The 25,961-nt window shown below is 42.6% G+C and carries 26 protein-coding genes; 17 read left to right on the top strand and 9 right to left on the bottom strand.

The features are described 5' to 3' along the window. Positions 1 to 144: 144 nt before the first annotated feature. The 3 genes from Q8W26_RS04515 to Q8W26_RS04505 form a co-directional block, all read right to left on the bottom strand. Positions 145 to 444, bottom strand: a complete 300-nt coding sequence (locus tag Q8W26_RS04515; protein ID WP_101213592.1) for a cell division protein ZapA — start codon at positions 442 to 444, stop codon at positions 145 to 147. After that, positions 444 to 689, bottom strand: a complete 246-nt coding sequence (locus Q8W26_RS04510) for a DUF904 domain-containing protein (RefSeq protein ID WP_101213593.1) — start codon at positions 687 to 689, stop codon at positions 444 to 446. Before Q8W26_RS04510 ends, Q8W26_RS04515 begins: the two co-directional genes overlap by 1 nt. 151 nt (positions 690 to 840) lie before the next feature. Continuing rightward, positions 841 to 2,310: a PLP-dependent aminotransferase family protein gene (locus tag Q8W26_RS04505; RefSeq protein ID WP_305472426.1), complete on the bottom strand. Its 1,470-nt coding sequence runs from the start codon at positions 2,308 to 2,310 to the stop codon at positions 841 to 843. A gap of 88 nt (positions 2,311 to 2,398) precedes the next feature. On the opposite strand from Q8W26_RS04505, the gene Q8W26_RS04500 reads away from it, so the two are divergent. The 6 genes from Q8W26_RS04500 (at position 2,399) to Q8W26_RS04475 (ending at position 9,068) form a co-directional block, all read left to right on the top strand. Next, on the top strand, positions 2,399 to 3,589 hold the full coding sequence (locus Q8W26_RS04500; RefSeq protein WP_305472425.1) for a GNAT family N-acetyltransferase: 1,191 nt from the start codon (positions 2,399 to 2,401) through the stop codon (positions 3,587 to 3,589). A gap of 76 nt (positions 3,590 to 3,665) precedes the next feature. After that, complete coding sequence (locus Q8W26_RS04495) at positions 3,666 to 4,949, top strand: alpha/beta fold hydrolase (RefSeq protein WP_101213596.1); 1,284 nt, start codon at positions 3,666 to 3,668, stop codon at positions 4,947 to 4,949. Between the two features lie 320 nt (positions 4,950 to 5,269). Beyond that, positions 5,270 to 6,727, top strand: a complete 1,458-nt coding sequence (locus Q8W26_RS04490) for a TrkH family potassium uptake protein (protein ID WP_101213597.1) — start codon at positions 5,270 to 5,272, stop codon at positions 6,725 to 6,727. A 5-nt stretch (positions 6,728 to 6,732) separates the two neighbouring features. Beyond that, positions 6,733 to 7,263 carry a menaquinone-dependent protoporphyrinogen IX dehydrogenase gene (gene hemG, locus Q8W26_RS04485; protein ID WP_305472422.1) on the top strand — a complete coding sequence of 177 codons (531 nt, stop codon included), beginning with the start codon at positions 6,733 to 6,735 and terminating at the stop codon, positions 7,261 to 7,263. A gap of 18 nt (positions 7,264 to 7,281) precedes the next feature. Beyond that, the gene (locus Q8W26_RS04480) at positions 7,282 to 7,956 is read left to right on the top strand and encodes a DUF2982 domain-containing protein (RefSeq protein WP_305472420.1); all 675 of its coding nucleotides are present in this window, start codon (positions 7,282 to 7,284) and stop codon (positions 7,954 to 7,956) included. Between the two features lie 269 nt (positions 7,957 to 8,225). After that, positions 8,226 to 9,068 carry a PEP-CTERM sorting domain-containing protein gene (locus Q8W26_RS04475; RefSeq protein ID WP_305472419.1) on the top strand — a complete coding sequence of 281 codons (843 nt, stop codon included), beginning with the start codon at positions 8,226 to 8,228 and terminating at the stop codon, positions 9,066 to 9,068. 87 nt (positions 9,069 to 9,155) lie between these two features. On the opposite strand, the gene trkA is transcribed toward Q8W26_RS04475, so the two are convergent. From trkA to def, 4 genes are read right to left on the bottom strand one after another with little or no spacing between them, the layout of a single operon-like run. Beyond that, positions 9,156 to 10,577, bottom strand: a complete 1,422-nt coding sequence (gene trkA / locus Q8W26_RS04470) for a Trk system potassium transporter TrkA (protein ID WP_101213601.1) — start codon at positions 10,575 to 10,577, stop codon at positions 9,156 to 9,158. A gap of 31 nt (positions 10,578 to 10,608) precedes the next feature. Further along, on the bottom strand, positions 10,609 to 11,901 hold the full coding sequence (gene rsmB, locus Q8W26_RS04465) for a 16S rRNA (cytosine(967)-C(5))-methyltransferase RsmB (RefSeq protein ID WP_101213602.1): 1,293 nt from the start codon (positions 11,899 to 11,901) through the stop codon (positions 10,609 to 10,611). A gap of 16 nt (positions 11,902 to 11,917) precedes the next feature. Beyond that, a complete protein-coding gene (gene fmt / locus Q8W26_RS04460) occupies positions 11,918 to 12,859 on the bottom strand; it encodes a methionyl-tRNA formyltransferase (protein ID WP_305472416.1) in 942 nt (313 codons plus the stop codon). 4 nt (positions 12,860 to 12,863) lie between these two features. Further along, positions 12,864 to 13,376 (bottom strand): peptide deformylase, encoded by a 513-nt coding sequence (gene def / locus Q8W26_RS04455; protein WP_101213604.1) that lies wholly within the window; start codon positions 13,374 to 13,376, stop codon positions 12,864 to 12,866. 208 nt (positions 13,377 to 13,584) lie between these two features. Between def and Q8W26_RS04450 the strand changes: the two genes are divergently transcribed. From Q8W26_RS04450 to Q8W26_RS04420, 7 genes are all read left to right on the top strand, one after another. Continuing rightward, positions 13,585 to 14,661, top strand: coding sequence for a LysM peptidoglycan-binding domain-containing protein (locus Q8W26_RS04450; protein WP_305472414.1), 1,077 nt, complete (start codon positions 13,585 to 13,587; stop codon positions 14,659 to 14,661). Positions 14,662 to 14,733: 72 nt separating this feature from the next. After that, complete coding sequence (gene dprA, locus Q8W26_RS04445; protein ID WP_101213606.1) at positions 14,734 to 15,834, top strand: DNA-processing protein DprA; 1,101 nt, start codon at positions 14,734 to 14,736, stop codon at positions 15,832 to 15,834. Further along, on the top strand, positions 15,834 to 16,307 hold the full coding sequence (locus tag Q8W26_RS04440) for a DUF494 family protein (RefSeq protein WP_101213607.1): 474 nt from the start codon (positions 15,834 to 15,836) through the stop codon (positions 16,305 to 16,307). Before dprA ends, Q8W26_RS04440 begins: the two co-directional genes overlap by 1 nt. 175 nt (positions 16,308 to 16,482) lie before the next feature. Beyond that, complete coding sequence (gene cobA, locus Q8W26_RS04435) at positions 16,483 to 17,289, top strand: uroporphyrinogen-III C-methyltransferase (protein WP_305472410.1); 807 nt, start codon at positions 16,483 to 16,485, stop codon at positions 17,287 to 17,289. Between the two features lie 9 nt (positions 17,290 to 17,298). Next, positions 17,299 to 18,261 carry a siroheme synthase gene (locus Q8W26_RS04430; RefSeq protein WP_101213609.1) on the top strand — a complete coding sequence of 321 codons (963 nt, stop codon included), beginning with the start codon at positions 17,299 to 17,301 and terminating at the stop codon, positions 18,259 to 18,261. 2 nt (positions 18,262 to 18,263) lie between these two features. Continuing rightward, on the top strand, positions 18,264 to 18,713 hold the full coding sequence (locus tag Q8W26_RS04425) for a YaiI/YqxD family protein (protein WP_101213610.1): 450 nt from the start codon (positions 18,264 to 18,266) through the stop codon (positions 18,711 to 18,713). A gap of 84 nt (positions 18,714 to 18,797) precedes the next feature. Next, complete coding sequence (locus tag Q8W26_RS04420; RefSeq protein ID WP_101213611.1) at positions 18,798 to 20,804, top strand: acyltransferase family protein; 2,007 nt, start codon at positions 18,798 to 18,800, stop codon at positions 20,802 to 20,804. Between the two features lie 8 nt (positions 20,805 to 20,812). Here the strand turns inward: Q8W26_RS04420 and Q8W26_RS04415 are convergent, their stop codons facing one another. Both Q8W26_RS04415 and Q8W26_RS04410 read right to left on the bottom strand, forming a co-directional pair. Further along, positions 20,813 to 21,385: an alkylphosphonate utilization protein gene (locus Q8W26_RS04415; RefSeq protein ID WP_101213612.1), complete on the bottom strand. Its 573-nt coding sequence runs from the start codon at positions 21,383 to 21,385 to the stop codon at positions 20,813 to 20,815. Between the two features lie 107 nt (positions 21,386 to 21,492). Next, the gene (locus Q8W26_RS04410; protein WP_101213613.1) at positions 21,493 to 22,134 is read right to left on the bottom strand and encodes a DUF2959 domain-containing protein; all 642 of its coding nucleotides are present in this window, start codon (positions 22,132 to 22,134) and stop codon (positions 21,493 to 21,495) included. Between the two features lie 197 nt (positions 22,135 to 22,331). Between Q8W26_RS04410 and Q8W26_RS04405 the strand changes: the two genes are divergently transcribed. From Q8W26_RS04405 to Q8W26_RS04390, 4 genes are read left to right on the top strand one after another with little or no spacing between them, the layout of a single operon-like run. Then, positions 22,332 to 23,294 carry a virulence factor BrkB family protein gene (locus tag Q8W26_RS04405; protein ID WP_101213614.1) on the top strand — a complete coding sequence of 321 codons (963 nt, stop codon included), beginning with the start codon at positions 22,332 to 22,334 and terminating at the stop codon, positions 23,292 to 23,294. Continuing rightward, on the top strand, positions 23,260 to 24,216 hold the full coding sequence (gene pip, locus Q8W26_RS04400; RefSeq protein ID WP_101213615.1) for a prolyl aminopeptidase: 957 nt from the start codon (positions 23,260 to 23,262) through the stop codon (positions 24,214 to 24,216). Before Q8W26_RS04405 ends, pip begins: the two co-directional genes overlap by 35 nt. A gap of 16 nt (positions 24,217 to 24,232) precedes the next feature. Then, positions 24,233 to 24,670 (top strand): D-aminoacyl-tRNA deacylase, encoded by a 438-nt coding sequence (gene dtd / locus Q8W26_RS04395; protein ID WP_101213616.1) that lies wholly within the window; start codon positions 24,233 to 24,235, stop codon positions 24,668 to 24,670. A 9-nt stretch (positions 24,671 to 24,679) separates the two neighbouring features. Then, on the top strand, positions 24,680 to 25,471 hold the full coding sequence (locus Q8W26_RS04390) for a YiiD C-terminal domain-containing protein (protein ID WP_101213617.1): 792 nt from the start codon (positions 24,680 to 24,682) through the stop codon (positions 25,469 to 25,471). Positions 25,472 to 25,961 lie beyond the last annotated feature (490 nt).

Raw genomic sequence — 25,961 nt, 5'->3', positions numbered from 1 at the left:
TGAGTTATATTTACAAAACGAGGTAAATTATTGCTGGTAAATGAAATATTAGCAAATATCAGATATTTGCTAATATTGTTGGGTAACGCTAAAGAAGAATTAAACCATCTTTTGACTGAGAAAAACTGGTTTAGCAAAGAAGGCTTAGCGTATTTCGGTGCTATTCTCTGACGAGTCTAACGCTTGCTCAACCAACTGCGTTAACAAGGTGATCTTGTCACTATCAAGCTGGTGTTGCTGTTGATGCGTTAACAGTTCATGACAAATATTTAATGCTGCAATCAGCGCAATATTTAATAAACTGGTGGTTGGCTTTTTTTGTTGAATCGTTCGCATTTGCTCATTAAGCAACGCAGCTGACTCAAGCAAAGCCGATGCCTGCCCATCAGGACAGGCAATAGTTAAAGGCTTATCGAGCAGAGTAATTTTTAACTCTTGGCTCATTATGCCTCTTCTTGCTCAAGGCGACCAACGATGGCATTGATTTTCTCAAGGGTTGCTGCGTGCTTTTCTTCTTGCTCTAACGCTTCAAGTTGTAATGTTTCATTGTCGTCTTCAAGTTGCTTAACTTGTTGTGCTAATTCTTCGTTTTGGCTTGCTGCTTGTGCAAGATCTTGGCTCAATGAGCTGTTTTTAACGATAAGTTGTTCGATAAGTTGTTCTAATTTTGGCAGTGCAGAATTTAGCATGATGTTTTCCGTGACGCTTTAAAAGTGGCGAATGATATATACACGACCTAATTTAATAAAAATGCGTCCTAAAAGCCAGTAAACAAGGGGATTATTAGCGAATAAGGGTTAATTTAATACCAAATAATGATCCTCTGAAGTTTTATTCGGGCTAATTCGCCTGAAATAGCAGTGCTAAACCCGCTTTAAGCTTCTCTTCATCCATTCCTGCATAGCCTAAGCGAATGAAGCGATCTTGGTTTTGATGAGGGGGTAAGCAAAATAGGCCTTCGTGCTGGAGGTAAATACCTTGATTCTTTGCTTTAACGGCGAGTTGTGCGGCACTTTGATTGATTTCAACCCACATTGCCATGCCGCCATCGGGTTCGTTAAATGCCACGACTTGGCCAGACGCTTTATAATCGTTTAGCAATTGTGTCATGAAGTCTCGACGCTGGTGGTATGTTTTGGTGACTTTACGCAGGTGACGCTCAAACGCACCTGATTTCATCCAACGTGCGATTGCATCCTGCATTGGCGTGCTTACTTTATGATTCATAATTGTTTTATAGCCTATCACTGCGTCAGATAGCTGCTTGTCTAACGCCATAAAACCAATTCTTGCACCGGGAAACATCACTTTAGAAAAGGTTGATAAATAGATGACTAAGCCGCTAGGATCATCGCTGGCCATGGGTGCTAAAGGTTGGCAACGGTAATGAAACTCATGATCGTAATCGTCTTCGATGATCGCGATATTATGGCGCTGTGCGATACGATAAATTTGATGGCGACGCGCCATCGTTAAGGTCACTGTGGTTGGGTATTGATGCAGCGGAGTCAAATACAGCAGTTTAATTGGTTTGAGGTGCTGTTGCTCAATGATCGCTTGCTCAAATGCCGCTGGAATGAGGCCTTGTTCATCTTGCGCTATGGCGACTAGGTTAGCGCCAGCACTGCGAAAACTTTGCCATGCAGGCGCATAGCCCATTGCTTCAGTGGCGACACTGCTGTGCTCATTTAATAATAATTGCGACAAAATGTAGAGCGCTTCTTGTGAACCATTGGTGATCAAAATTTGACGGCCAGTCAAGGATCGAGTACGGCGCAGATAAAGACTAACTTGTTCTATTAAATCAGGAAAACCAGCATTATTGCCATAATGTAAGTTAGCTATATTGGGGCGTGTTAATGACTCACTGACGTAGCTTTTAAAGTCATTGAACGGAAACAGCGCAACATCAGGTGTGCCTCCTGCAAAATTATATGGGTAACTATCAGAAGACTCCAGATTGGGCGCTGCGATCGCTCGTGTGAATTGCCAATTAAAACCACTAGATTGCTTTTTATCTGCTAATTGTTGCGTGGTGTCTGAACTATCAATGGGCAGTAATTTACTGACGAAGTAGCCTTTTCGTGGCTCGCTATATAGCCAGCCCTGAGCAATCAACTCTTGATATGCCGCCATGACCGTGTGGCGATTTAACGATAGTTGCAATGCCAGTTCGCGTGCCGATGGCAGTCTTTCTTGTGCGGTGAGTAACCCACGTTTAATCGACTCGCGAATGGCGCTGGTCAGTTGCAAGTATTTAGCTTGGCCTGATGCTTTGGTCATTAACGCCTGTAAGTTAAGTTGTCTCACTGGTCTAGCTTTCTTGTTTAATCTGGTTGTTTTTAATATACCAAAGTTGCTGGAAGATAATGCAATATATTTCAACGGGAGAAGCCAGATGTTACAACCGCAATCTATTGAGTTAGCGACAGATAAAGTCATTTTAAAACCACTTACTCAAGCACACTTAGATCAATTTTATCGTGCAGGTCGTTGCCCCTCATTGTGGCAGTGGGTGAAACCTAACCCCTGCCAGAGCATCAATGACGCCGCGGCATGGCTTGATATCGCTTTGACTAAGGTTGCCTCAGGTGAACAGGTTGCCTTTGTGATTATTGACCGCTTCAGTGGACAATTGGTGGGAAGTACTCGTTTATGTAGTATTGATTTGGAAAATAAGGGCATTGAAATAGGGTTTACTTTCATTGTTCCTGAGTTTCAGCGCAGCCACATTAACACTCATGCGAAGTATTTATTACTCAATTATGCTTTTGAAACCCTTGGTGCAATTAGGGTGCAGTTTAAAACCCATCAACACAATCAGAAATCACGTAATGCTATTCGCCGACTGGGCGCTCAGTTTGAAGGAGTGTTACGTCAACAGCGGTTATTTGAGAACGGTGAAACAAGGGATACAGCGCTTTATAGCATTATTGATAAGGAGTGGGCTGAGGTAAAGAAAGGTTTAGAGAGTTGCATGTTAGCAAAGACTACCGGACAAGCTCGTAGCACAAAAGTCGGCCTTGAACTAACCCCTAAACAAGCTTCACTAATTGAAAATTACCCGTTAGCGCACTTAATGGTTGCATCCAGTGATAATTTACTGGCTCAAGTGATCCACATACCGTTGATTTATGATCGGAATAGCCATCGCTTGATTGGGCATTTAGCACGTGATAATAAGCTCGTTTGGTTATTGGAAAACTGCCCTACAGTCACCTTTATTTTTCACGGCGCTGACACCTATATTTCACCAACGAAACATCCAGAACAGCGAGTGCCGACATGGGATTATCGCATGCTACAAGGAGAGGGGTTGTTTAGATTTTTAAGCGCTGGTAAGGAATCGTTACAGTCATTGATCCAGCAAGTCGATTTTTTGGAGCAGCAAAGCTGGCACATTGAGCAGTTGCCAAAGCAGGCGATTGACCAAAAGTTGGATTTTATTCGGTGCTTTGAGATCTCTCTGGCTAAGGTTGAGCTGGTGGAAAAACTTAGCATTAACACAACGCTTGAGCATCGACATTCGATAGCCAAGCGGCTGATAGCCGAGGGTAAGAAAGAGCTTGCTTCGTGGTATCAAACCTAAAAATTAATCGTACTTTATTGGGTGTATATTTTATACTTATCGCTATCTTACTTTAATACGTTAAAAGAATACCGTCATGACCGATACCTATATTATTAACGGGCTATATTGCAAAGATCACTACTTTGAAGTGCCATTAGATCATGCTTGCTCCGAAGGGCAGCAGCTTACCGTCTATGTGCGCGAGATAGCGAGTAAACAAGCCCAGCAGCAACAGTTACCTTACCTCGTCTACTTTCAAGGTGGACCGGGTTTTGGTGCCGGGCGTCCAATGGGACTTGATGGTTGGATTAAAGCGGCTTCTGCCCATTATCGGGTGTTGTTATTAGATCAACGTGGAACTGCTAATAGTTCACCAGTGACGGCGCAAACATTGGCGCATTTGACTAGTGAGGCTCAAGCAGCGTATTTAAGTCACTTTCGTGCGGATAATATCGTGCGTGATGCCGAACTGATACGTCGACAGCTCATTGGTGATGAAAAGTGGTCTATTATTGGGCAGAGCTTTGGTGGTTTTTGTGTGCTGCGCTATTTATCAAGCGCACCCGAAGGGCTAGCTCAGGCGTTTATTACTGGTGGTATTCCATCGTTAGCTCGCTGTGCTGATGATGTTTATCAAGCGACGTTTGCTCGGGTTGAAGAGAAAAATAATCAATTTTTTAGCCGTTTCCCCAAAGCGCAAAGTATGGCTAAGGCGGTGGCAGACCATCTATTCGTTCACGATGAGTTGTTACCTGATGGTAGCTCGTTGACCGTAGAGAAATTTCAATTATTAGGTATTCATCTTGGAATGACCGGAGGTCATGAAGGGTTGTATTATCTATTAGAGCAAGCGTTTGCTGATGTTAATGGCAAGCGCGAGTTGAGTTATATCTTTAAACATCAATTCATGTCATTGCTTGACTATGACACCAATCCAATTTTTGCATTCTTACATGAGTCAATCTATTGCCAACAATTTGCTTCTAACTGGTCAGCACACCGTGTGCGAAAACAAGCCTATCCCCAGTTCGATTATTTAAACCCTGAGCAGCGTTTTTTATTTACTGGCGAAATGATCTTTCCATGGATGTTTGAGCAGTTTGCTAACCTAAAGCCACTTCAGCAAGCGGCGCAATACTTAGCAGAGAAAGATGATTGGCCGATGCTTTACGATCTCGATGTACTTAAAACTAATCAGGTGCCCGTGGCTGCGGCCATTTACTTTAATGATATGTATGTCGATATTAATTACAGTTTAGAAACGGTGGCGCAAGTACAAGGGCTAGAAACGTGGGTATCGAGCGATTATGAGCATAATGGTATTCGGGTTGATGGCGAGCTGATTTTTAATAAACTGCATGGTTTGCTTAATCCATAATATTCACTTGGTGAAATCTTTAATTACGCAGTCAGTCGTCTTGAAAGTGTTTTATTCAGAGTCTCGCTTGAATTGTTAAACACGAGGCTCCGGCTAAAACATGCCGGAACCACGATTTTTAGGTGTCCATTAGTCATCGCTCAGATAGTGTTGAAATGTAAAGGGCTACGGTAGAATACTCAAGGGTTCTACCTATATTTCACGTTCTTTCGCCACCAGAAAACCCTAGCCTATAGTTTGACTCAAAAGCGATATTTTTCAGTTGGTAGCTGTGTTACATTAAGCGTAATTTCTTATTCTAGCTAGTGTTAAATCGACTCATGCAAACACGTTCGTTGATCCGAATTTTAGGCCTCTTAATCACTATCTTTAGTACCACATTGTTGGTGCCAGCACTAATTGCTGCGATTTATAATGATGGTGGTGGTGTTGCCTTTGTTAAGTCGTTTATTGTCTGTGTGCTTATTGGTCTAGTGTGCTGGTACCCTAATCGTGATTTTAGACGAGAGCTGAAAGTACGCGATGGCTTTGTCGTTGTGGTGATGTTTTGGTTGGCCCTAGGAAGTGTAGGTGCAGTGCCGTTTCTCTTATCAGAACGGCCTGATATGAGCATTACAGATAGTGTGTTTGAATCATTTTCTGCATTAACAACCACAGGGGCCACCGTGATCACCGGCCTTGACGATTTGCCAAAAGCGATACTGTTTTATCGCCACTTGCTGCAATGGCTCGGCGGTATGGGTATCATCGTATTAGCCGTTGCGGTACTACCGATGTTAGGTGTCGGTGGCATGCAGCTGTATCGTGCTGAAACACCGGGCCCGGTTAAAGACTCTAAGATGACCCCAAGGATTGCCGAAACAGCGAAAGCATTATGGTATATCTATCTGGTATTAACTACGTTATGTGCCCTTGCATACTGGGGGGCCGGAATGAGTGGTTTTGATGCGATATGTCACAGTTTCTCGACCATTGCTATTGGTGGTTTCTCAACACATGATGCCAGTATGGGCTATTTTAACTCACCATTAATCAATGCCATTTGTGTCGTGTTCTTATTAATTTCTGCGGTTAACTTCAGTTTGCATTATGCGGCGATTATTAGGCCAAATAGGATGTTAAAATCTTACTTTGGTGATCCTGAAATGCGTTTGTTTTTGATGTTTCAATTCGTATTGGTTCTGATTGTCTTTGCAGTCTTATATAAAGAGAACATTTACCTGTCCGTTGATGAAGCTTTTAATCACGCATTATTCCAAGCTGTTTCTGTTTCAACGACTGCGGGCTTTGGTACAGAAAGCTTTAGTAGTTGGCCATTATTTTTACCTTTGTTACTGATTTTTGCTTCTTTCATGGGCGGTTGTGCTGGCTCGACGGGCGGCGGGATGAAGGTGATTCGTATCGTATTGCTATTCTTGCAAGGGGCACGTGAACTTAAACGTTTGGTGCACCCGCGAGCTATTTTTGCAATTAGATTAGGCAATAAAGCTTTGCCCGACCGTGTTGTTGATGCGGTGTGGGGGTTCTTTGCTGCTTATGCGCTTGTTTTTGTTATTTGTATGCTGGCACTATTATTCACTGGCCTTGATGATATTACCGCATTCAGTGCCACAGCTGCGTCATTAAATAATTTAGGACCAGGGCTAGGGGAAGTGGCCGCTCATTATGGCAATATTAATGACCCTGCTAAATGGATTTTAGTAGTCGCGATGCTCTTTGGTCGTTTAGAGATCTTTACCTTGTTAGTGTTATTTACGCCTGCATTTTGGAAAAATTAATCAATATGTCTTTTACCTTATTAATATATTCGACCAGCGATGGTCAAACCCTTAAGATTTGTCAGGCGATTGCCGATAAAATGCAACAGGAGCAACAAGCGGTTAAGCTATTGTCACTAGATGACGCGGACAATGTTGATTGGCAAGAGGTCGATAAACTGATTATTGGCGCGTCCATTCGTTATGGTCATTTTAATAAGCAGGTTATGGCATTTGTAAAACAGCATCAGGAGCAAATTGAGCAACGTCCGAATGGTTTTTTCTGTGTCAACTTAACGGCGCGTAAGCCTAATAAGAATACTCCTGAAACTAATGCTTACATGAAAAAATTCATCAAGCTTTCACCATGGCAGCCTCAACTACAAGCGGTCTTTGCGGGAGCGCTGCTCTATAGTAAATATCGTTGGAGTGATAAGTTGATTATTCGTTTAATCATGAAGATTACGGGGGGCGTGACCGACACTTCACAAGATATTGAGTATACTGATTGGAATAAAGTTGAACAGTATGCAGAAGAGATCATTGCCCTTAGCTAGCGTGAGTAGTTAACCTTCATGAAGCCAGTAGCTCCTGACAATAAGCACCATTTAATTCAATATATTGCATCTCCTGCAAGTCATTATAAATGGTGGTTTATTGCTGGTGGTTTAGCGGTGTTTTGCATCAGTTTCTTAATGGGACAGGTGCTATGGACAGAGCTGAAAACACAGCTGATGTTGATTAGCTTAATTGGTTTAGTGTTATTGACGGTAGGGGTTGCTAAACACTGGGAGCCTCGTCATAGTTTAGCCGTTAGCCAAAAAAAGCTGCGCTATTTTCACCGCTATGGGCAATGGTCTATTGAGTGGCACAATATTCAGCGTATTTTTATTCCAATTTTTCGCCATGATTTAGAGCAGCAAGAGCTTCCCTATATAGCAATAAAGCTTAAAGATATGGAACGTATCGCCAGCAGTATTTCACCACGCCTTGCCAGCCGTTTAGTTCACGAACAACGCAGTCTTATGGTACTCGCTGTTCAACAGCAAGAAATCACACCTGAACAAGCCGTCCTTAACCTTACTCCTTATAAAATGACTCAAGGGTATGAGATAACTGGCCCTATCGCCGCTTGGCTCCATCAAATGAAAGCATTGGAGCAAGCTTATGGAGCTCACCTTTTCCTTCCTCAAAGCGCGTTTAGCCAGCAATGTGAAGATGTCATGCTTGCCCTAAAAAGCCACTTATAAAATAATTTATTAAGCCAATATATAGTGGGGCATGTAAAAGTAGTTTCAATTAATGTCTAAATTTTTTACAAGCAATTCGTTTTTTTATCCAATTATTTTTTGTCTATATTAATTGTTTGATTATTAATGCTATTTATCTCTTGGAACAACTTATGCTGTGACGCTGTTGTTTCGGTTGAAGCTCGAAATTTGGTGACTGCCGAAACTAATTGTATAAAAATAAATTTTATTTATTTTTAATTGTTAAATAGATAAGAAGGATATTTATTATGAATATAAAGCAGAAGGCGTTAGTAATAACCTTTGCTAGCCTTTTACCACTGAGCGCTGTTGCTGGTGATATTCTAATGACAGGGCATGATGTATTATTGCACAACAACCAAACGGGGGCGGGTTCGAGTTTTTCCAATGTTGCAATTGATTACTTAAGGGGGGTCGGCACAACGACGCCAACCGCTTCAGGAAGTTATGACATTGGCCTTGTTCGAGATCCTGGTGGCTTAGCTAATACGACAGTATTGGATGATTATGGTGCTTTTAGTACGTTTGATATTTCAACGGTAACACCTGGTGCTGCTGGCGAGGCGACTTTTAGTACATTCCTTGCAGGTATTGATTTATTGGTAATCGCGAGTCAGGCTAATTGTGGTGGCTGTGCTTTGAGCTTGACAGGATCAAATACGCTTAATTCATTTGATACTGAAATAGCTTCATTCTTTAATGCAGGAGGAGATATTTGGGCTAATTCAGGTGCAAATGTATCAACATACTATGATTTCTTACCACCAGCGGTAGCGGCCTCGGGCCCTTCAATTTCGGGTAGCACAGGTTTTACTGCAACGGGCTTAGCAATAGGGTTTGATAATTCAATGCTAAATGGGCACCAAACCCACAATAAGTTTACAACCTTTGATAGTAGCTTTACTATTTTTGAAACTCGAAGCTCTGAAGTAATCACCATTGGCTTACGTGGTGGCACAATTGATGGTGGCGGTATTATTATCGAGCCACCGGAAGGTTCTACGGTTGGTATTCCTGAGCCTGGTTCATTGGCTCTTGTTGGATTAAGTTTATTAGGATTTGGAGCAGCGCGCTATTCAAAGCCGAAATAACCGGTTAGCTAAAGATTTATTGCATGAATAAGGAGGGGGCATATAGCCCCCTTTTTAATGGTATCGGCTGTAGACATTGAAGAGCTGCTACAAGAAGAAAGCGCTTGGTGAGAATAGACGCTCGATATCACCAATATGCTTCTTATTGATTAAGAACAAGATGACGTGATCTGCCGACTGTATTTGTGTTTTATCATGGGCAATTAAAACATCATTACCACGAACGATTGCACCAATGGTTGCACCTGGCGGTAGTTTTATGTCCATCACGCGTCGACCAACCACTTTTGAGGTCATAGAGTCACCATTGGCTATCGCCTCAATCGCTTCTGCTGCACCACGGCGTAACGAATAAACATTACTGATATCACCACGACGCACGTGGGATAACAACGCTGAAATGGTGATTTGCTGTGGTGAAATGGTGATATCAATATTGGTATCTTCCATTAAGTCAGCGTAAACCCCGCGCTGAATGAGCACCATGACCTTTTTGGCCCCCATACGCTTAGCCAGCATTGATGACATGATATTCGCTTCATCATCATTGGTCACAGCGATAAATAAATCGGTTTGCTCGATGTGCTCTTCACTTAAGAGCTCATGATCGGCACCATCACCGACAAATACTGTAGCATCGGTGAGTTCTTGAGAAAGTCGCTCTGCACATTTAGGGTTGCGCTCAATCAGTTTAACTCTATGATTACCTTCAAGTTGTTTGGCAAGGCCTGCACCAATGTTACCACCGCCAACAATCATGATTTTTTTATAATGATTCTCAAGCTTCTGCAATTCACTCATAACCGCACGAATATGGCCTGTTGCTGCAATAAAGAACACTTCATCATCAGCTTCGATGATGGTGGTACCTTGGGGGCGAACTGGACGACCTTGACGGAAAATAGCGGCGACTCGAGCATCAACGTTAGGCATGTGTTCACGCAGGGCTGACAGGGCGTGGCCAACTAGTGGTCCACCGTAATAGGCTCGAACTGCGACTAAACTTACTTTTTTATCAGCAAACTGTAATACCTGTAAAGCACCAGGGTAGTCGACTAAACGGCGAATATAACCCGTTACAAGGTTTTCAGGGGCGATCAATTCATCGATAACAAAGCCGCCTTTCATGGGCTTGTTAGAGTGATTGTCTTTACATTGCTGCTTGCTGGAATAAAAAAGCGATCGCGCGTAATCAATGTAATCTTCATTTCGAATTCGCGCGATTTTTGTGGGCAAATTAAATAAGGTATAAGCAACCTGACATGCGGTCATGTTGATTTCGTCTGAGTTAGTCACGGCAATTAATAAGTCCGCATCGTCAGCACCCGCTTCAAGTAATACTTGAGGGTGCGCAGCGTGGCCATATACCGCTCTTAAGTCTAATTTATCTTTGAGTTCGGCTAACGCATCACGATTACTATCCACGAGGGTAATATCGCTATCTTCACCGACAAGGTTTTCCGCAAGGCTACCACCTACCTGACCTGCACCTAAGATAATTATTTTCACAGACTTTTCCTTAATCTTTCCAACTATGCTTTTATGCTTTGGTTAACTTCGCGTAATAGAAACCATCGACATCATCTTGTCCGGGTAACAACTGCAAGCCCGGTTGTTGTGGTGTGTCATCTTGGTGTAATGGCTGTAAGCTTGCATCGGTGTGTTGCTGCAAAAATTGTTTAATTTGTTCACTATTTTCATCGGGCAGCACTGAGCAAGTTGCATAGACGAGTGTACCGCCAGATTTTAATAATGACCAACAAGCTTCAAGAATTTGCTTTTGTAGCTCAACAAGTTGCGCGATATCACTATCACGACGTAACCACTTGATGTCAGGATTTCGACGGATAACCCCTGTAGCAGAACAAGGTGCATCTAATAAAATGCGATCAAATTGTGCCCCTTGCCACCATTCTTGAGGTTGGGTGCCATCGCCACAAATAAGTTGTGCGTTTAACCCGATACGATCTAAGTTTTGTTGAACCCGCTCTAAGCGTTGTTGATCGCAGTCAAGCGCAACAACCTCAACTCCTTGAGCGCTTTCTAGGATATGACAGGTTTTTCCACCAGGTGCAGCACAGGCATCTAGTACTAACTCGCCCGGCTGAGCGCCTAGGATTTCAGCTGCACGTTGGGCTGCACCATCTTGTACTGAACAAGCCCCTTGATCAAACTGTGGTAATTTCCCGACTGGGCTTGGTTTTACTAGCTTAATACTATTATCACCTAACACGCCAGCGTGTGCTTCAATTTCTAATTCAGCTAATTGAGCTAGATAGTCGTCGCGTGTTTGCATACTCGCATTATTACGCAACCACATCGGAGAGCGTTGGTTGTTAGCTTCAAGAATTTGTTGCCACTGTTTCGGGTAAGCTTGGCTTACTCGTTTGATGAACCAGCTTGGATGGCAATATGCTATCGGGGCCTTCGTAGGCATTTCTTGACTTAGTGATTCGTGTTGACGCTGAAGATTGCGTAAAACGCCATTGATTAGACCTTTCAATTTAGGGCGCTTTAAATCTTTGGTTGCTTCAACGGTTTCACCGAGGGCTGCATGGGCTGGAATGCGTGTGTGCAGCAGTTGATAAGCTCCAACTAGCAATAAATAATGGATAACACGCTGCTTACCTGTCATTGGTTTATCCATCAAACGATTGATGTAGAACTCAAGTTGAGGCAGTTCACGCATGATGCCATAACAAAGCTCTTGTAAGAGCGCTTTATCTTTAGGGTTGGTCAATCGGCCTTGGGCAGCAGGAAGCGCTGTTGCTAACGATTCCCCTTTATCTAAAACTGCGCCGATTATTTGTGCGGTGACTGCACGTAAATTCATTGATTAAACCTTTAAATTACAAAACTGTGTCAGGAGCAAATAATGCTTTACGACTGTTTAAGACATCACTAATTGCCATTGCTTTTTTGCCTGGGAATTGTAATTTCTCTAAATTGATTACGCCATCACTTGTAGCGACTCCAATACCGTGTTTATCGGCTTTAACGATGGTGCCTGGTGCTTGAGATGTCGTTGTATCACTTAAACTCGCTTGCCATACTTTTACCGCCTGATCGCCAAGTTGAAAGTAAGATACAGGCCACGGGTTAAAGGCACGAACACAACGTTCAATATGAGTAGCGCTGTCATGCCAGTCGATTCTTGCTTCATCTTTTGATAGCTTTTCGGCATAGTTTGCAGCGGCATCGTCTTGTGGCTCGGCAATTAGCTTGTCTTGCGCTAATAAATCAATTGCTTCAACTAATGCATGCGGGCCTAATTCGGCGAGACGTTCGTATAAACTGCTACTGGTTTCGTCACTGGCAATATCAAGGGTGGCTTTGTGGAGCATCGGGCCTGTATCTAGACCGACATCCATTTGCATAATCGTTACACCGCTTTGTTTATCTCCAGCCCAAATTGCGCGCTGAATTGGTGCTGCACCGCGCCAGCGTGGCAGTAATGAACCGTGTACATTGATGCAGCCCAATCGAGGAGCTTCTAAAACTTCAATGGGTAGGATTAAGCCATAAGCGACTACAACCATCAAATCTGCATTAAAAGCTGAAAGCTCTGTTTGAGCATCGGCATTGCGCAATGTTTTTGGTTGCACCACCGGTAAATCATGTTGCTGAGCTAAGACTTTAACAGCGCTAGGTTGTAACTTTTTACCGCGACCTGAAGGTGTGTCTTCTTTGGTGTAAACTGCAACAACTTGGTGTTGTGAGTTTAAGAGCGACTCTAGGTGCTTAGCAGCAAAATCGGGTGTTCCAGCAAATATAATACGTAGAGGTTGCAATGAATTACCCTTCTTTAGCTAATAGCTTGGCTTCTTTTTCTAGCTTCTTTTGGATGCGCTGGCGTTTTAATGGCGAAAGGTAATCAACAAATAGTTTGCCGTCTAAATGGTCAATTTCATGCTGAACACAAATCGCCAGTAAACCACTTGCCTCAAGTTCGAAAGACTCACCGTCACGATCTAGTGCTTTTACCGTGATGAACTCTGCGCGTTCAACACTGGCATAAGTGCCTGGTACAGATAAACAACCTTCTTCATTTTGCATTGAACCTTCACGACGAATAATCTCGGGGTTGATCAAGATAATAGGCGTATCCGCATCTTCGGAACAATCCATTACAACAATGCGTTGATGAATATTTACTTGTGTTGCCGCTAAGCCAACGCCTTTTTCGTCGTACATGGTCTCTTGCATGTCATCGATGATCTTTTGCACTTGAGGGGTTACTTCACTAACTTCTTTTGCGACAGTGCGTAATCTTGGGTCAGGAAAGCGTAAAACGTTAAGGATAGCCATAAATTTTCTCGTATCTTTTACCTAAGCTGCTTAGGCATATTTTTAATCTGTGATATGCTTTTATTTTAAACATATAGCAACCGCTTTTACAGGTTTATCTGGTTTAAGTGGGAGTTATCGCAACTTCATTGTTGAATTATCCAGCTTGGGTTGCTTAAATATATTTATAAAACGCTGTTATCCCAATTAATTACACAAGGATGTTGCTATGTTGCGACTGGTTTTTATTTCATTGGCTTTCTTGTTCATTGCAAATAGTCATGCTGATGTATTACAGGTCAAGAAAAACTCACCAACTGAATATATCGTGGTGAAAGGCGATACCTTATGGGACATTTCGGCAAAATTTCTTAATACGCCCTGGCGCTGGCCTGAACTTTGGGGCTATAACTCGCAAATCGCCGATCCTCATTGGATTTATCCTGGCGATAAAATTAGTCTAATTTATGTCGATGGCAAGCCTCGTTTAATTGTTAACCAAGCCAAGCCTGCCTTGACGATGACACGCCATGGTCGAAAGAGTAATAAACGTCGTCCTATTCCAACGGTGGCATTAAAAGATATTGAACATTACTTAACCCATCAGCGCGTAGTTGCAGCGAGTAAAGTTGATGAACTGCCGATTTTAGTTGGTAGTGAGCGAGATGCTATTTATTATCAAGAGAGTGATATTATTTTTGCTAATCAAACTTTAAAACAAGGCGTTAAGTATGGGATTTACCGCAAGGGGCGTCACTTTATATCACCGCAAACACAGCAACATCTAGGACAAGAGTTAGAACTTGTTGCTACTGCTCGCGTTACAATGTCCGCTGCTATTAGCCGTTTAAGTTTGTTGTCGGTGGAAAGTGAAGTCAGTAACGGTCAAGTGATGATGCCGCTAGTGGAAGATGATTTACCACTGTACTTCATGCCAAAAGCTGCATCTAAGCATATCCGTTCATCGATTGTCGGTTCAGCGGAGCACTTTCGAGAAGCGGGGCAAAATGATGTGGTCATTATCGATGGTGGTACTCAGCAAGGTATTAACGCAGGCAGTGTTTTTTCAGTATTCCAGCCAGGAAAGATTCAATTTGTTGGTGAAGATGGAGAAGTAAGGGACCCTGCAAACTATCGTCGTTACGATAAAGTGAAAGCATACTTTGTTGACGATGAAGTACAACGTTTACCGAATGTTTACCGTGGGCAGGTGATGGTTTTCAGAAGCTTTGAAAATATCAGCTATGCTTTAGTGACCAAAATTGACCGACCTATTCGTACAGGTGATGATTTAATTAACCCGTAACTAAAATACAATTTAGATACACGGTGTTCTCCTTTGCGACTAGTTTCGGCGCATGGAGCTAAGGAGACACTCATGGATAGAACTACTCAATTATTAATCTTAGATAGCCTGCCGCAACTTGGCGTTTATCGACTTGAGCAAAAACTACGCGGATGCTCACCGTTTGACTTATTTACATTGTCGAAAGCTGAGTTAGCTAAACTTGGTTTTAACAATAAACAAATCGATCACCTTACAAAACCTCCTCTCAATAAATTGTCCGCTGTATACCAATGGTTAGCTCAGGATAATTTGAATAAGATCATTAGTTATTACGATGATGATTACCCTGTACTGTTGAAAGAGATTGGATCACCGCCATTACTATTATTCTGCCGTGGTGATTGTCGTTTACTATCGGATAAGCAAATATCAATCGTAGGTAGCCGTGCAGCGACAATTTCTGGTCGAGAAAGTGCGAAGCGTTTTGCTTATGAATTAGTTGGGGCTGGGTTTACCGTGACTAGTGGTTTGGCTGCCGGTATCGATAGCTATGCGCATCAGGGAGCTTTGGCGGCTAATGGAAAAACCATTGCTGTGCTCGGGAGCGGTCTTAATAATATTTACCCTAAGACAAATCAGGGACTAGCGAAGCAGATTGAACAGCAAGGGTTATTAGTTTCAGAGTTTTGGCCTGATGTGCCTCCGCTTGCTCCACAGTTTCCCCGACGCAATAGAATAGTGAGTGGTTTATCGTTGGGGGTTGTTGTCGTTGAGGCCGCAAACCGAAGTGGTTCGTTAATAACTGCGCGTCTCGCGGTAGAGCAAAATAGAGAGGTTTTCGCTGTTCCTGGCTCAATAAATAATCCAAAAGTGTCAGGTTGTCATAAATTAATTAACCAAGGTGCTAAACTTATAGCTACAACGGCCGATATTTTAGATGAGTTACCTGTAAATAGTTTGTCGCAGGTAGCGCAGCAACATAAGAATGTTGACCGTTTAGCCTCTCAAGCTCAATTTCCTTTTGATATTGTATTAGACAATATTGGGTTTGAGGTTACATCAGTCGATCAAATTGTTTTACGTACCGAAATCACTATAGATAAAGTATTAGAGCGATTATTACATTTAGAGCTGTCTGGTTTTATTACTTCTGTATCTGGTGGTTATATCCGAATAAAAGGAGATACGTGATGTTCAAATGTCTTATGTATTTATTTGAGAACTATATTCATAGCGAGATGAATGTGATGATGGATAATAAAGTGCTCACTGAAGAATTAACCGAAGCGGGCTTTCAAAAAGAAACCGTCTATAAAGCCTTGGCTTGGATTGAGCGCTTAGCATCAATGCAAGATAATCAAGATTATGTGCCGCTCGGAGAGCATGGCCTTAGCTCAATCCGTATTTTCACCGAGCAAGAAATGATGCGCCTTGATCTTGAGTGCCGTGGCTTTTTACACTTTTTGGAATGTATCAATGTGTTAGGCCCTGATACCCGTGAAATGGTCATTGATAGAGCGATGGAAATTGAGAACAAAGAGTTCTCGGTTGATGATTTAAAGTGGGTAATCTTAATGGTGTTGTTTAATTTACCCGGGCAAGAGCGAGCTTTTACACAATTAGAAGGGATCATGTTTGACGAGGGCGGTGGCGTCGTTCATTAAGCTTTATAAAAAGCACTTATATAAGAGTCACTAACATTAAACTGTAATGTTAGTGATTTTTTTTGCCTAATTTTAATATAACTAATTTCTCTTTAATTGTTGTTACATATTCTGTTTGGGTATAAGCTTGCAGGAAATAGCAGCAATATGACCGAGAAAAGTAATGAATGATGTAATGCAAAAAATAGCTGAGAAGAGCACCTTAAAAGCAGGCGAAGTTGCTTTGGTTGGGGCTGGGCCAGGTGATCCTGAGTTATTAACGATTCGTGCATTACGTATTATCACACAAGCGGAAGTGGCTGTTTATGACCGCTTAGTTAGTGAAGAAATCATGAATCTATTGCCAGCTTATTGTGAAAAAATTTATGTGGGGAAAAAGCAAGCGAAGCATCACTTGCCTCAAGAGGGGATCAATGAGGTTCTAGCGCAGCAAGCATTGGCAGGAAAAAAAGTGCTCAGGTTGAAAGGAGGTGATCCTTTTGTCTTTGGTCGTGGTGGTGAGGAAGCTGAATACTTATTAGAGCGAGGCGTTAGCTGTCATGTTGTTCCTGGAATGACTGCGGCTTCAGCTTGCACGACCTATGCAGGCATTCCATTAACTCATCGTGGTGTTGCTCAAGGCTGTAGTTTTATCACTGGCCATTTACAGAGTGAAGGTGAGCTTGATTTGCCTTGGACATCATTAAGTAATGATAGTCAAACCGTCGTTTTCTATATGGGAATTAACTCGTTACCTATCATCAGCCAGAAGCTAATTGAGCACGGGCGTTTAGCATCGACTCCCGCAGCTGTTATAGAAAAAGGTACCTGCCCACAGCAACGTACTATTCGAGGTAATTTGGAGTCATTACCGGACCTAGTTAAAGCGCATAATATTAAACCGCCAGCGCTTATTGTTATTGGTCAGGTTGTTGATCAATTTGACCCTGCACATGTTAATGAAAATGGATATTTGCAGCCTATTGTGAATCGTGATGCTTAAAAAGGGTTAATGATGAATTATTTTCCAATTTTTGTTGATGCAAAGACACTTGATGTTTTAATTGTGGGTGGGGGCGAAGTGGCCACCCGTAAAATGGAATTATTATTAAAGACCCCTGCAAGTATTACGGTTGTGTCTCCTGATCTGTCTAATGGTATTGCAGCGCAAGTCGAGTTAGGCAGGGTAACTCATTTAGCACAATATTATGATGAGGCCTTATTACCAGGTAGGCAGTTAGTGTTCGTTGCAACCTCAGATTCGAAAGTTAATCAACAGATTAGCAAACAAGCAAAGCAACTTGGTATCTTTGCTAATGTTGTCGATTCTCCAGAGCTTTGCCATTTCATTACACCGTCAATTATTGATCGCAGCCCGATGGTGTTTGCAATTAGTAGTGAAGGGGACGCACCCGTGCTGGTGCGTTATTGGCGTGAACGTTTAGAGACGTTGATCCCGAATACATTAGGGAGTTTAGCTCGATTTTCTGGGCGTAAGCGCAAGATTATAAAGGGCTTACTTGATAGTGTGTCAAAGCGTCGAGCTTTTTGGGAGCGTTTTTTCTTATCGAGTAAAATTACTGATGAACAAGAGCAAGAAGCAACTTTCAACCAATTAATTCAACAGGTTGATAATGACGCTGTCACACTAGGTGAGCTGTATGTGGTAGAGGCACCGACGAATTCAGATCGCCTTTCGTTAGCCGCATTACGTTATATGCAGCAAGCAGACTTTGCTTTTTTTAATCAAGATGTTGGTGCCGATGTTATTGAGTTAATCCGTCGTGATGCCGAGACTGAACTTGTTGATGATGTATTTTCTTATGAACGATTAAGCGCATTACTTGAGCAAGGTGAGCGAGTGTGTATTCTGAGTGCTGAACCTGTTCAACCAGAAGATCAAAGATGGAAAAGGCTACAAGCGGATTATGTGGTAAACTTTTTTGCCAGTGCTCCTAGTTTAGAAAAAGGCTAAAAATGAAAATATGGGTTGATGCCGATGCCTGCCCGGTTGTGGTTAAAGAGATACTTTATCGTGCGGCTCATCGCACTCAGACAGAAATGACATTAGTTGCTAATCAGGGACTATCTGTACCGCCATCACCGTATATTAATACTTTGCGAGTAAGCTCTGGCTTTGATGTTGCAGATGATGAAATTGTCTTAAGATTAGCCGCAGGGGATTTAGTCATCACGGGTGATATCCCTCTGGCCGCTGAAGTGATTGAAAAAGGTGGCCAAGCATTGAGTCCACGAGGTGAGCTCCACACGACAGAAAACATAAAGGCACGGTTGAATATTCGAGACTTCATGGATACGATGCGCTCAAGTGGCGTACAAACTGGTGGCCCTGCGCCATTAAGCCAAACCGATCGTCAAAATTTTGCAAATCGTCTTGATACCATCCTAACCAAGGCGAAAAGATAATGCGAACGCTTTAACGGCGTCCCTGATTCTACTTTTTCTCTATCTTCGTCTAAGCTTATGTAACAAAGGAACATAGGCTAACGCATGGATAATCAACAATATCGTTCTGACATTGACGGCATGAGAGCTATTGCCGTTATTGCTGTTGTTATTTTTCATATCAACCCTCAGTTATTGCCAGGAGGCTTTTTAGGGGTTGATATGTTCTTTGTCTTATCGGGTTATCTTATAACCCAGCTACTGCTCAAAGATATCAGTCGTACTGGGCGTGTTGATTACGTTAGGTTTTACCGACGACGGGCGCAACGATTGTTACCAGCCCTGTTATTAATGCTTACTGTGACCTCTGTAGTGAGTTTTATTATTCTAGCGCCAAATGACTTTTTTAATTATGCACAGTCGTTATTCGCCGCCTTGTTTTCAGCATCTAACATTTATGCCTACCTGTTTGTCGATACTAGCTATTTTGCCAGTGATAGTGCTGAACTGCCATTACTGCATCTATGGTCATTAGGTGTCGAAGAGCAGTTCTATTTTATTTGGCCACTGGCATTAAGTGGCTTAGTGTGTCATCGCTATGTTAGCCAATATCGGTTAGCGATAGTAGTGGCCGTTGCTTTACTCTCACTGTTGTTAGCGCAATGGTTGTTATCGTCGTTTCTAGCGTTGACCTATTACATGTTACCGACGCGAGCTTGGCAGCTGATGGCGGGAGGAGCTTTGGCATTGGCCATTGACCAAGGCTATTGTACTCGCTTAGGTAAATCCACCCTGTTGAGCATGGCGATGATTGGGTTGCTGCTGATCTTTTCAAGCTTATTTTTGATTGATGAAGGGGATGCTATTCCCGGTTTTGGTGCACTTCCAGCGGTGCTTGGAGTTGTCTTGTTACTTGCTTCTGGAACCACATCTCAAACGGTGGTCCATCGCTATTTAGCGTCAACCATCATGGCGGGGATTGGCCTGATTTCATACTCTGCTTATTTGTGGCATTGGCCACTGTTGGCATTAATGAAATATGCTTTTATTGAAATAACGATAACGATAGGCATTGCGGCTTTCTTGTTAACCTTTGCGTTAGCACAACTTAGCTATTACTTGGTAGAGCAGCCACTGCGGGTACTAACGTTACCAACTCGTCAGGTCTTTGTACGTTATTTTTTCGTACCCACAGTAGCCTTATCGATTGTAGCTGTGGGCTTTACCTTTATTATTCGCTATCAACTTAATTATTTTTATTCATGGGATGCCTACAAGGCTGCAATAGATATTAAGCCGGCGTGGCGTTATCAGTATAATTGTCAATATACGACGTTTAACGCAAGTTCATTAACGGAAAGTCGTTGTGTTTACCCAGAAAAAGAGCAACCTAAAGTGCTATTGCTAGGCGACTCTAATGCCGCTCATTATTTAGGAATGCTCCGCGTTTTTGCACAAGAGTATAACTTCTCGATCCGTAATATTACGGTGAGCTCGTGCCCGATTTTATTTTTAGATCAGCCTATCGATTGGCCTAAATTCAAAGTGCGGGAAAACTGTCAGCATTATCGTGATCAAGTAAAACCTTTTATTCAAGAGTTTGATACGGTCATTATTGGCGGGGCGTGGACAAGCTATGAAAAACATGGGGGGCAGGGATTTAGAGATGATTTGGCAAAGAGTATCGAGCATTTATCATCACAGGTTAACAGGGTGATAGTACTTGCACGAATCCCTTACTTTGCTGCGTTTAATAGTGAGTGTGAGATTAGGCGGGTTCGATTACCTCATCTGGAGTGTAGCCCGCTGCGCTTTAGTATTCCAACTCAAAACTATGCAATAAATCGTTTTATTGAGCAGCAAACGGTGAATCATGAAAATGCCTATTATTTTGACCCTCGTAATGAACTATGTGATGAAAAGCACTGTACGCCGTACTTGGGAGGCTTCCCTGTCTATTATGATGAAGGTCATTATAGTTTATTGGGTTCAAAGCTAATTGGAGAGGCGATGATTAGAAATAATAACCCAATGTTAAGTGTATTTAAGGGCTTAGGTGGACTGGAGCCCAGTCTAGTCAAGCCAGTGCGAACACTGGCTCAAATAAAGTGATGTTCTGCTTACATCTTTTTCACGTATTGAGTGATGATCACGATACGTGTTCCATTAACACGACCTTCGATGTGCTCTGGGTTTGGGGATAAAGAGATACCGCGTACTGCGGTTCCACGTTTTGCGGTAAAGTTTGCGCCTTTGACCACTAGGTCTTTTATAAGAACGACATTATCACCAGCTGATAATACGGCCCCATTACTATCAAGATGTGGCTCTTCATTATTTAACTCGGCACTGCCTTTATTAGCCCATGCAAGCGTCTCATCATCTAGATAAAGCATATCAAGTAAATCTTGTGCCCAAGTCTCACCAGCGTTAATTAGGCGTGTTAGCATACGATAAGCCATCACCTGAACAACGGGAACCTGACTCCACATGCTGTCATTTAAACAGCGCCAGTGGTTTACATCTAAGCGCTCAGCTTGAGTGATTTCATCATGGCACTTATCACACAACAATACGCATTTATCTGAATGGGCTTCTGTAGGTGGAACTTCGTAAACGGTTAAGTTGCTATTACTACTACACAGCTCGCATTGTGAATTGCTACGTAGCTGTAGTGTCGCTTCGATACTCATGATGGTTAGCCTAATTAATGGAAATACGCCATTGGGCGTTGATAAAGAGTCCTAGTATACTCCTACATCGCTTGTAGGAGTATTAGTTGCTTGTTTAAGGAATCAATTTATTTCGTATTGAGTTGCTCGATAAACTTATTCGATTCAGCAATAGAGCTGTTGACTTCATTGACTAAGACTTTAATTTCTTTCTGGAGAGTTTTAAACTCTAAGCCAATGGCGTTGATCGCACTGGCATTTAGATTATGTTTTAAATACAGCACATTATCTTTTAGTGAGTTTAGTACTGGTGCCATTTTTGACTCTGAGCGGCGCATTGATTTCACTAGCTTAGCGTAGGAACGCTTGGTGCTGCGTAACTGTTGTTGGCTGCTGCGCTTGAAACTATCGCTAGTGTATTGAGTTATTTCTTCTTCCCACTCGTCAAAAAGTGCGGCGGCAACATGTTCTATTTTACCAATGCGTTTTGACACATTATCTGCGGCATCTTGGCTAGCAATATATTGATCATTTAACGTGTTGTAGACGTCTTCGATATCACCGCCATCAAAATTTATCAGTGTGCTTAGCTCATCTAATGCGGAGGTGAATTGTTGCTGCGCATCATCTTGTGCGTCACGGGCGTCTTCAACTCGATCAACTAAAATATCACGTTTATGAAAACCAACTTTTTCCATTGCGCTGTACATCGCAGTCTGACAACCGACTAAGCTAAATAGTGCAACTGATATGATCAGGGACTTTAACATTCACTTTATCCTTATTATTGATAGTGGTAGCTGCTATGCTTATAGCTACTTCATTGAAATTATTTTCTTCATTCTATATAGCGGTTTAGCATAAAACGATATGTGGCTAAATACTATTACAATACAAAATATTGTAACAAATTTATGTGGATTGGTATGATAAGAAAATATTAGGACTTTTATAAAAGGTTAACCAATTGGATAATTCTTTCTCATTAAACAAGGTTGTTTCACGTTTCTCTAGCATCCCGCATTTGTTGGTGCATATCTTTCAGCGCGCTAAACAAAATAAGTTGAGGATTGTCGCAGGCTACCTCGCTTACATTTCATTATTGTCAATCGTCCCTTTACTATCGGTAGTGTTCTCTGTTCTGTCCGCTTTCCCAGTGTTTAGCTCAATGCGAACACAAATTGAAGGTTATGTGTATGAGAATTTTATTCCTGCGGCGGGGGATGTGGTCCAGCAAAATATTGCTGAGTTCGTTGATAACGCTTCAAAGATGAGTGCGATCAGTATTGTTGCTTTGGTTGTAGTTGCGCTGCTATTGATTTCAAATATCGATAAGATGTTGAATCAAATATGGCGCAGCCCACGGAAAAGGCCGCTAGTGATATCATTTTCGATCTATTGGATGGTGTTAACACTCGGCCCATTATTCTTAGGTGCTAGTATTGCTATTTCTTCTTATGTATTAAGCCTTGGAGGGCTTGAAGAAGGCGTGTTTAGTGGTGTGATGTCATTCTTCTTACGGTGGCTGCCTTTATTCTTCTCGGTGTTGGCATTTTTGATGGTTTATCTGATGGTACCTAATGTCAGGGTTAGGTTCTTAGATGCCTTGGTTGGTGCGATTGTGGCTGCACTTTTATTTGAGTTAACCAAGAAAGGCTTCGCGTTATATGTCAGTAATTTTCCATCGTATCAAGCAATTTATGGTGCGTTAGCTGCCATTCCAATTTTGTTTGTTTGGGTTTACTTATCTTGGATTGTGGTGTTAATTGGCGCTGAGCTAACGGCTGGCTTACCTGAGTTTTATGCTGGAGAAGAAGCTGAAGAGCCAGATTTGGTTCCTGTTCTTGATGAGCACGACTCCGCTCAACCTTCACACTTAACTGAGGTGGAAGTAGATGCACAACCTATATCCAGCGATAAAGCCTTATAGCGAAACCTTTGTTAATGTTTCGTTATTACATACGCTGTCGGTCTCCCAAAGCGGTAATCCAGAAGGGATCCCTGTTATTGTGTTACATGGGGGGCCGGGAGGAGGTCGTTCGCAACGATTATCTCAATTTTTTGATCCAGCACGCTATCGTATTATTTTATTTGATCAGCGCGGTTGTGGTAAATCGTTGCCATACGGTGAATTAGCAGAGAATAATACGGAGCAATTGGTTGAAGATATTGAAAAAGTAAGGAAGCGCTTTGGTATTGACAAATGGTTAGTTTTTGGTGGCTCTTGGGGGGCACAATTGGCCCTTCGTTATGGCTTTTCTTACCCTCAACACATTCATGCGTTTGTACTTAGAAGCCCTTTTCTCGGACGGCGACAAGATTTGGAGTGGCGTTTCTTTCCACAAGGGGGCGCTGCACAAGTTTATCCTGATCACTATCGAGATTTTAGCCATCCGCTGGCTGTTGAGGATAGGAGCGATCCTATTGAAGGCTATCGGAGGCTGTTCTCTGAAGCTAACGAATTTGAACAGTTAAGTGCGGCAAGGCAGTGGTCAATTTGGAAAGGGGGGCTTTCTCACCTGTTGCCCCTACATGATGCCAAGCACCGTTTTGGGCAAACCCAACAAGCATTGGCTTTAGCCAAGATAGAAAGCCACTTCTATAGTCATCATTGCTTTATGCCTGAAAACTTTATCGTGGATAATATTGATAAATTAGCGGCGATTGCGGCTGTTTTAGTTCATGGACGTTATGACATGGTATGTAAACTCGAAGGGTCACAATTACTTGCCGAAAAGTGGGATAACTGTCAGCTACAAATTGTACCGGGTGCTGGGCACTCTAGTGGAGAGCCGGGCGTGATCGACGCACTAATTCAAGCAACAGATAAAATGGCCGACTGGCTATACTAATAATAAAGAGGTAGGAATGATTGCGCTAATTCAGCGGGTTAAGCAGGCCAAGGTTGAAGTTAATAACCAGGTCGTTGGTGAGATAGGTCAGGGCTTATTGGTTCTGTTAGGAGTAGAACGAGAAGACACGCCAGCATTAGCGGATAAACTTGTTAAAAAGGTCACTAGCTATCGTGTATTCAATGATGACGAAGATAAGATGAACCTAAGCTTGAACGATATTTCAGGGCAGTTATTGGTAGTATCCCAATTTACTTTGGCTGCAGACACTAAAAAAGGTTTAAGGCCGGGCTTTTCATCGGCTGCAACTCCTGCACTTGCTGAGTCGTTATATGAGCACTTTGTTGAGCGTTGTAAGGTGATAGATATTGATGTTCATACGGGGCAGTTTGGTGCAGATATGCAGGTGTCATTAACTAATGATGGCCCTGTAACGTTTTCTTTGAAAGTATAGAGGCTGACAATGCAGTTAACATGGCAAACCGTACCTAGCGATAATATGTTGTTATGCCAGTTTATGGTGAACTACGAGCTTCGCCAAGGGCAGTATATCGTTGCTTTTAATGAGCAAGAACAGATTGTTGCAGCAGGTATTTTATTTCAACAACATGACCATGAAGCACAGGTTGATGTGGTTGTGACAGAAGCATCCCGTGGCCAAGGTGTTGGTCGTGCGCTGGTAAAACGCTTAATGAAGCAAGCTAGTGATGATGAGTTTGAACGTTTAACCGCACATAGCGCGAATGGGTTTTGGCAGGCGCTTGGCTTTAGTCAGGTTGGTGTGGATGCATTTGCCTGTATTCTCCCTCAGGCAGTGAAAAGGCTGGTATCAACTTGGCATGAGGGTATTCCGCTCACTGAATTCATGGGGTTGGATATTTCGCAAGCGACCAAAAAGCATGTGACCACTTCTGCAAACATGAAAAATTGTATTAATGTTCACCAAAGCATGTTTGCTGGTGCGATTTATTCTCAAGCCGTTTTAACTGGCTGGGGGTTAATCCACTTGCGTTTACAGTGCTCAGGGCTTAGTGGCAGTATCGTTTTAGCGACAGGGGAGATTAAGTATCGTCAACCTATCGTTTCTGACCCGAAAGGGGAAGTTGACCATTTGATCGAAATGAGCAGTTTGTTGCCACTGAGTAAAGGAGAAAAAGTGAGCATTGAGTTGAGTGTTAATATGCACAGTGGCGATAGCGATCAAGCAGGCGCAGTTTTTAATGGTCGTTATGTTATTTTGCCAAAAACCAAATAGCTAACTCTGAAGTTCAGGCATGCCTTTAGCCGAAATCGCCCTAGTTAATACAAGGTGAGATCCTGAATAAAACCCTTTCAGGACGACGAGGTGGGGCACTCCACATCATCGTCGTTCCGGCATGCTTGTAGCCGGAATCTCTCTTGTTATCACAAGGCGGGATCCTGAATAAAACACTTTCAGGACGACGAGGTGGGGACTCCACATCATCGTCGTTCCGGCATGCTTGTAGCCGGAACCGCGCACTCAACAGCCACACAAAGTTCCTGAATTAAACCCTTTCAGGATGACAGGTTGTGGCACCTTAACCTAGTCGTTCCGGCATGCTTTTAGCCGGAATCTCGCACTTAACAGCCACACAAAGTTCCTGAATTAAACCCTTTCAGGATGACAGGTTGTGGCACCTTAACATCGTCGTTCCGGCATGCTTTTAGCCGGAATCTCGCACTTAACAGCCACACAAAGTTCCTGAATTAAACCCTTTCAGGAT

Origin of the sequence: Psychrobium sp. 1_MG-2023 (genome assembly GCF_030689115.1) — a bacterium.
In the GTDB taxonomy this organism is placed as follows: domain Bacteria; phylum Pseudomonadota; class Gammaproteobacteria; order Enterobacterales; family Psychrobiaceae; genus Psychrobium.
The sequence above is the reverse complement of the archived record's forward strand: the minus strand, read 5'-3'. Positions and strand labels throughout refer to the sequence as shown.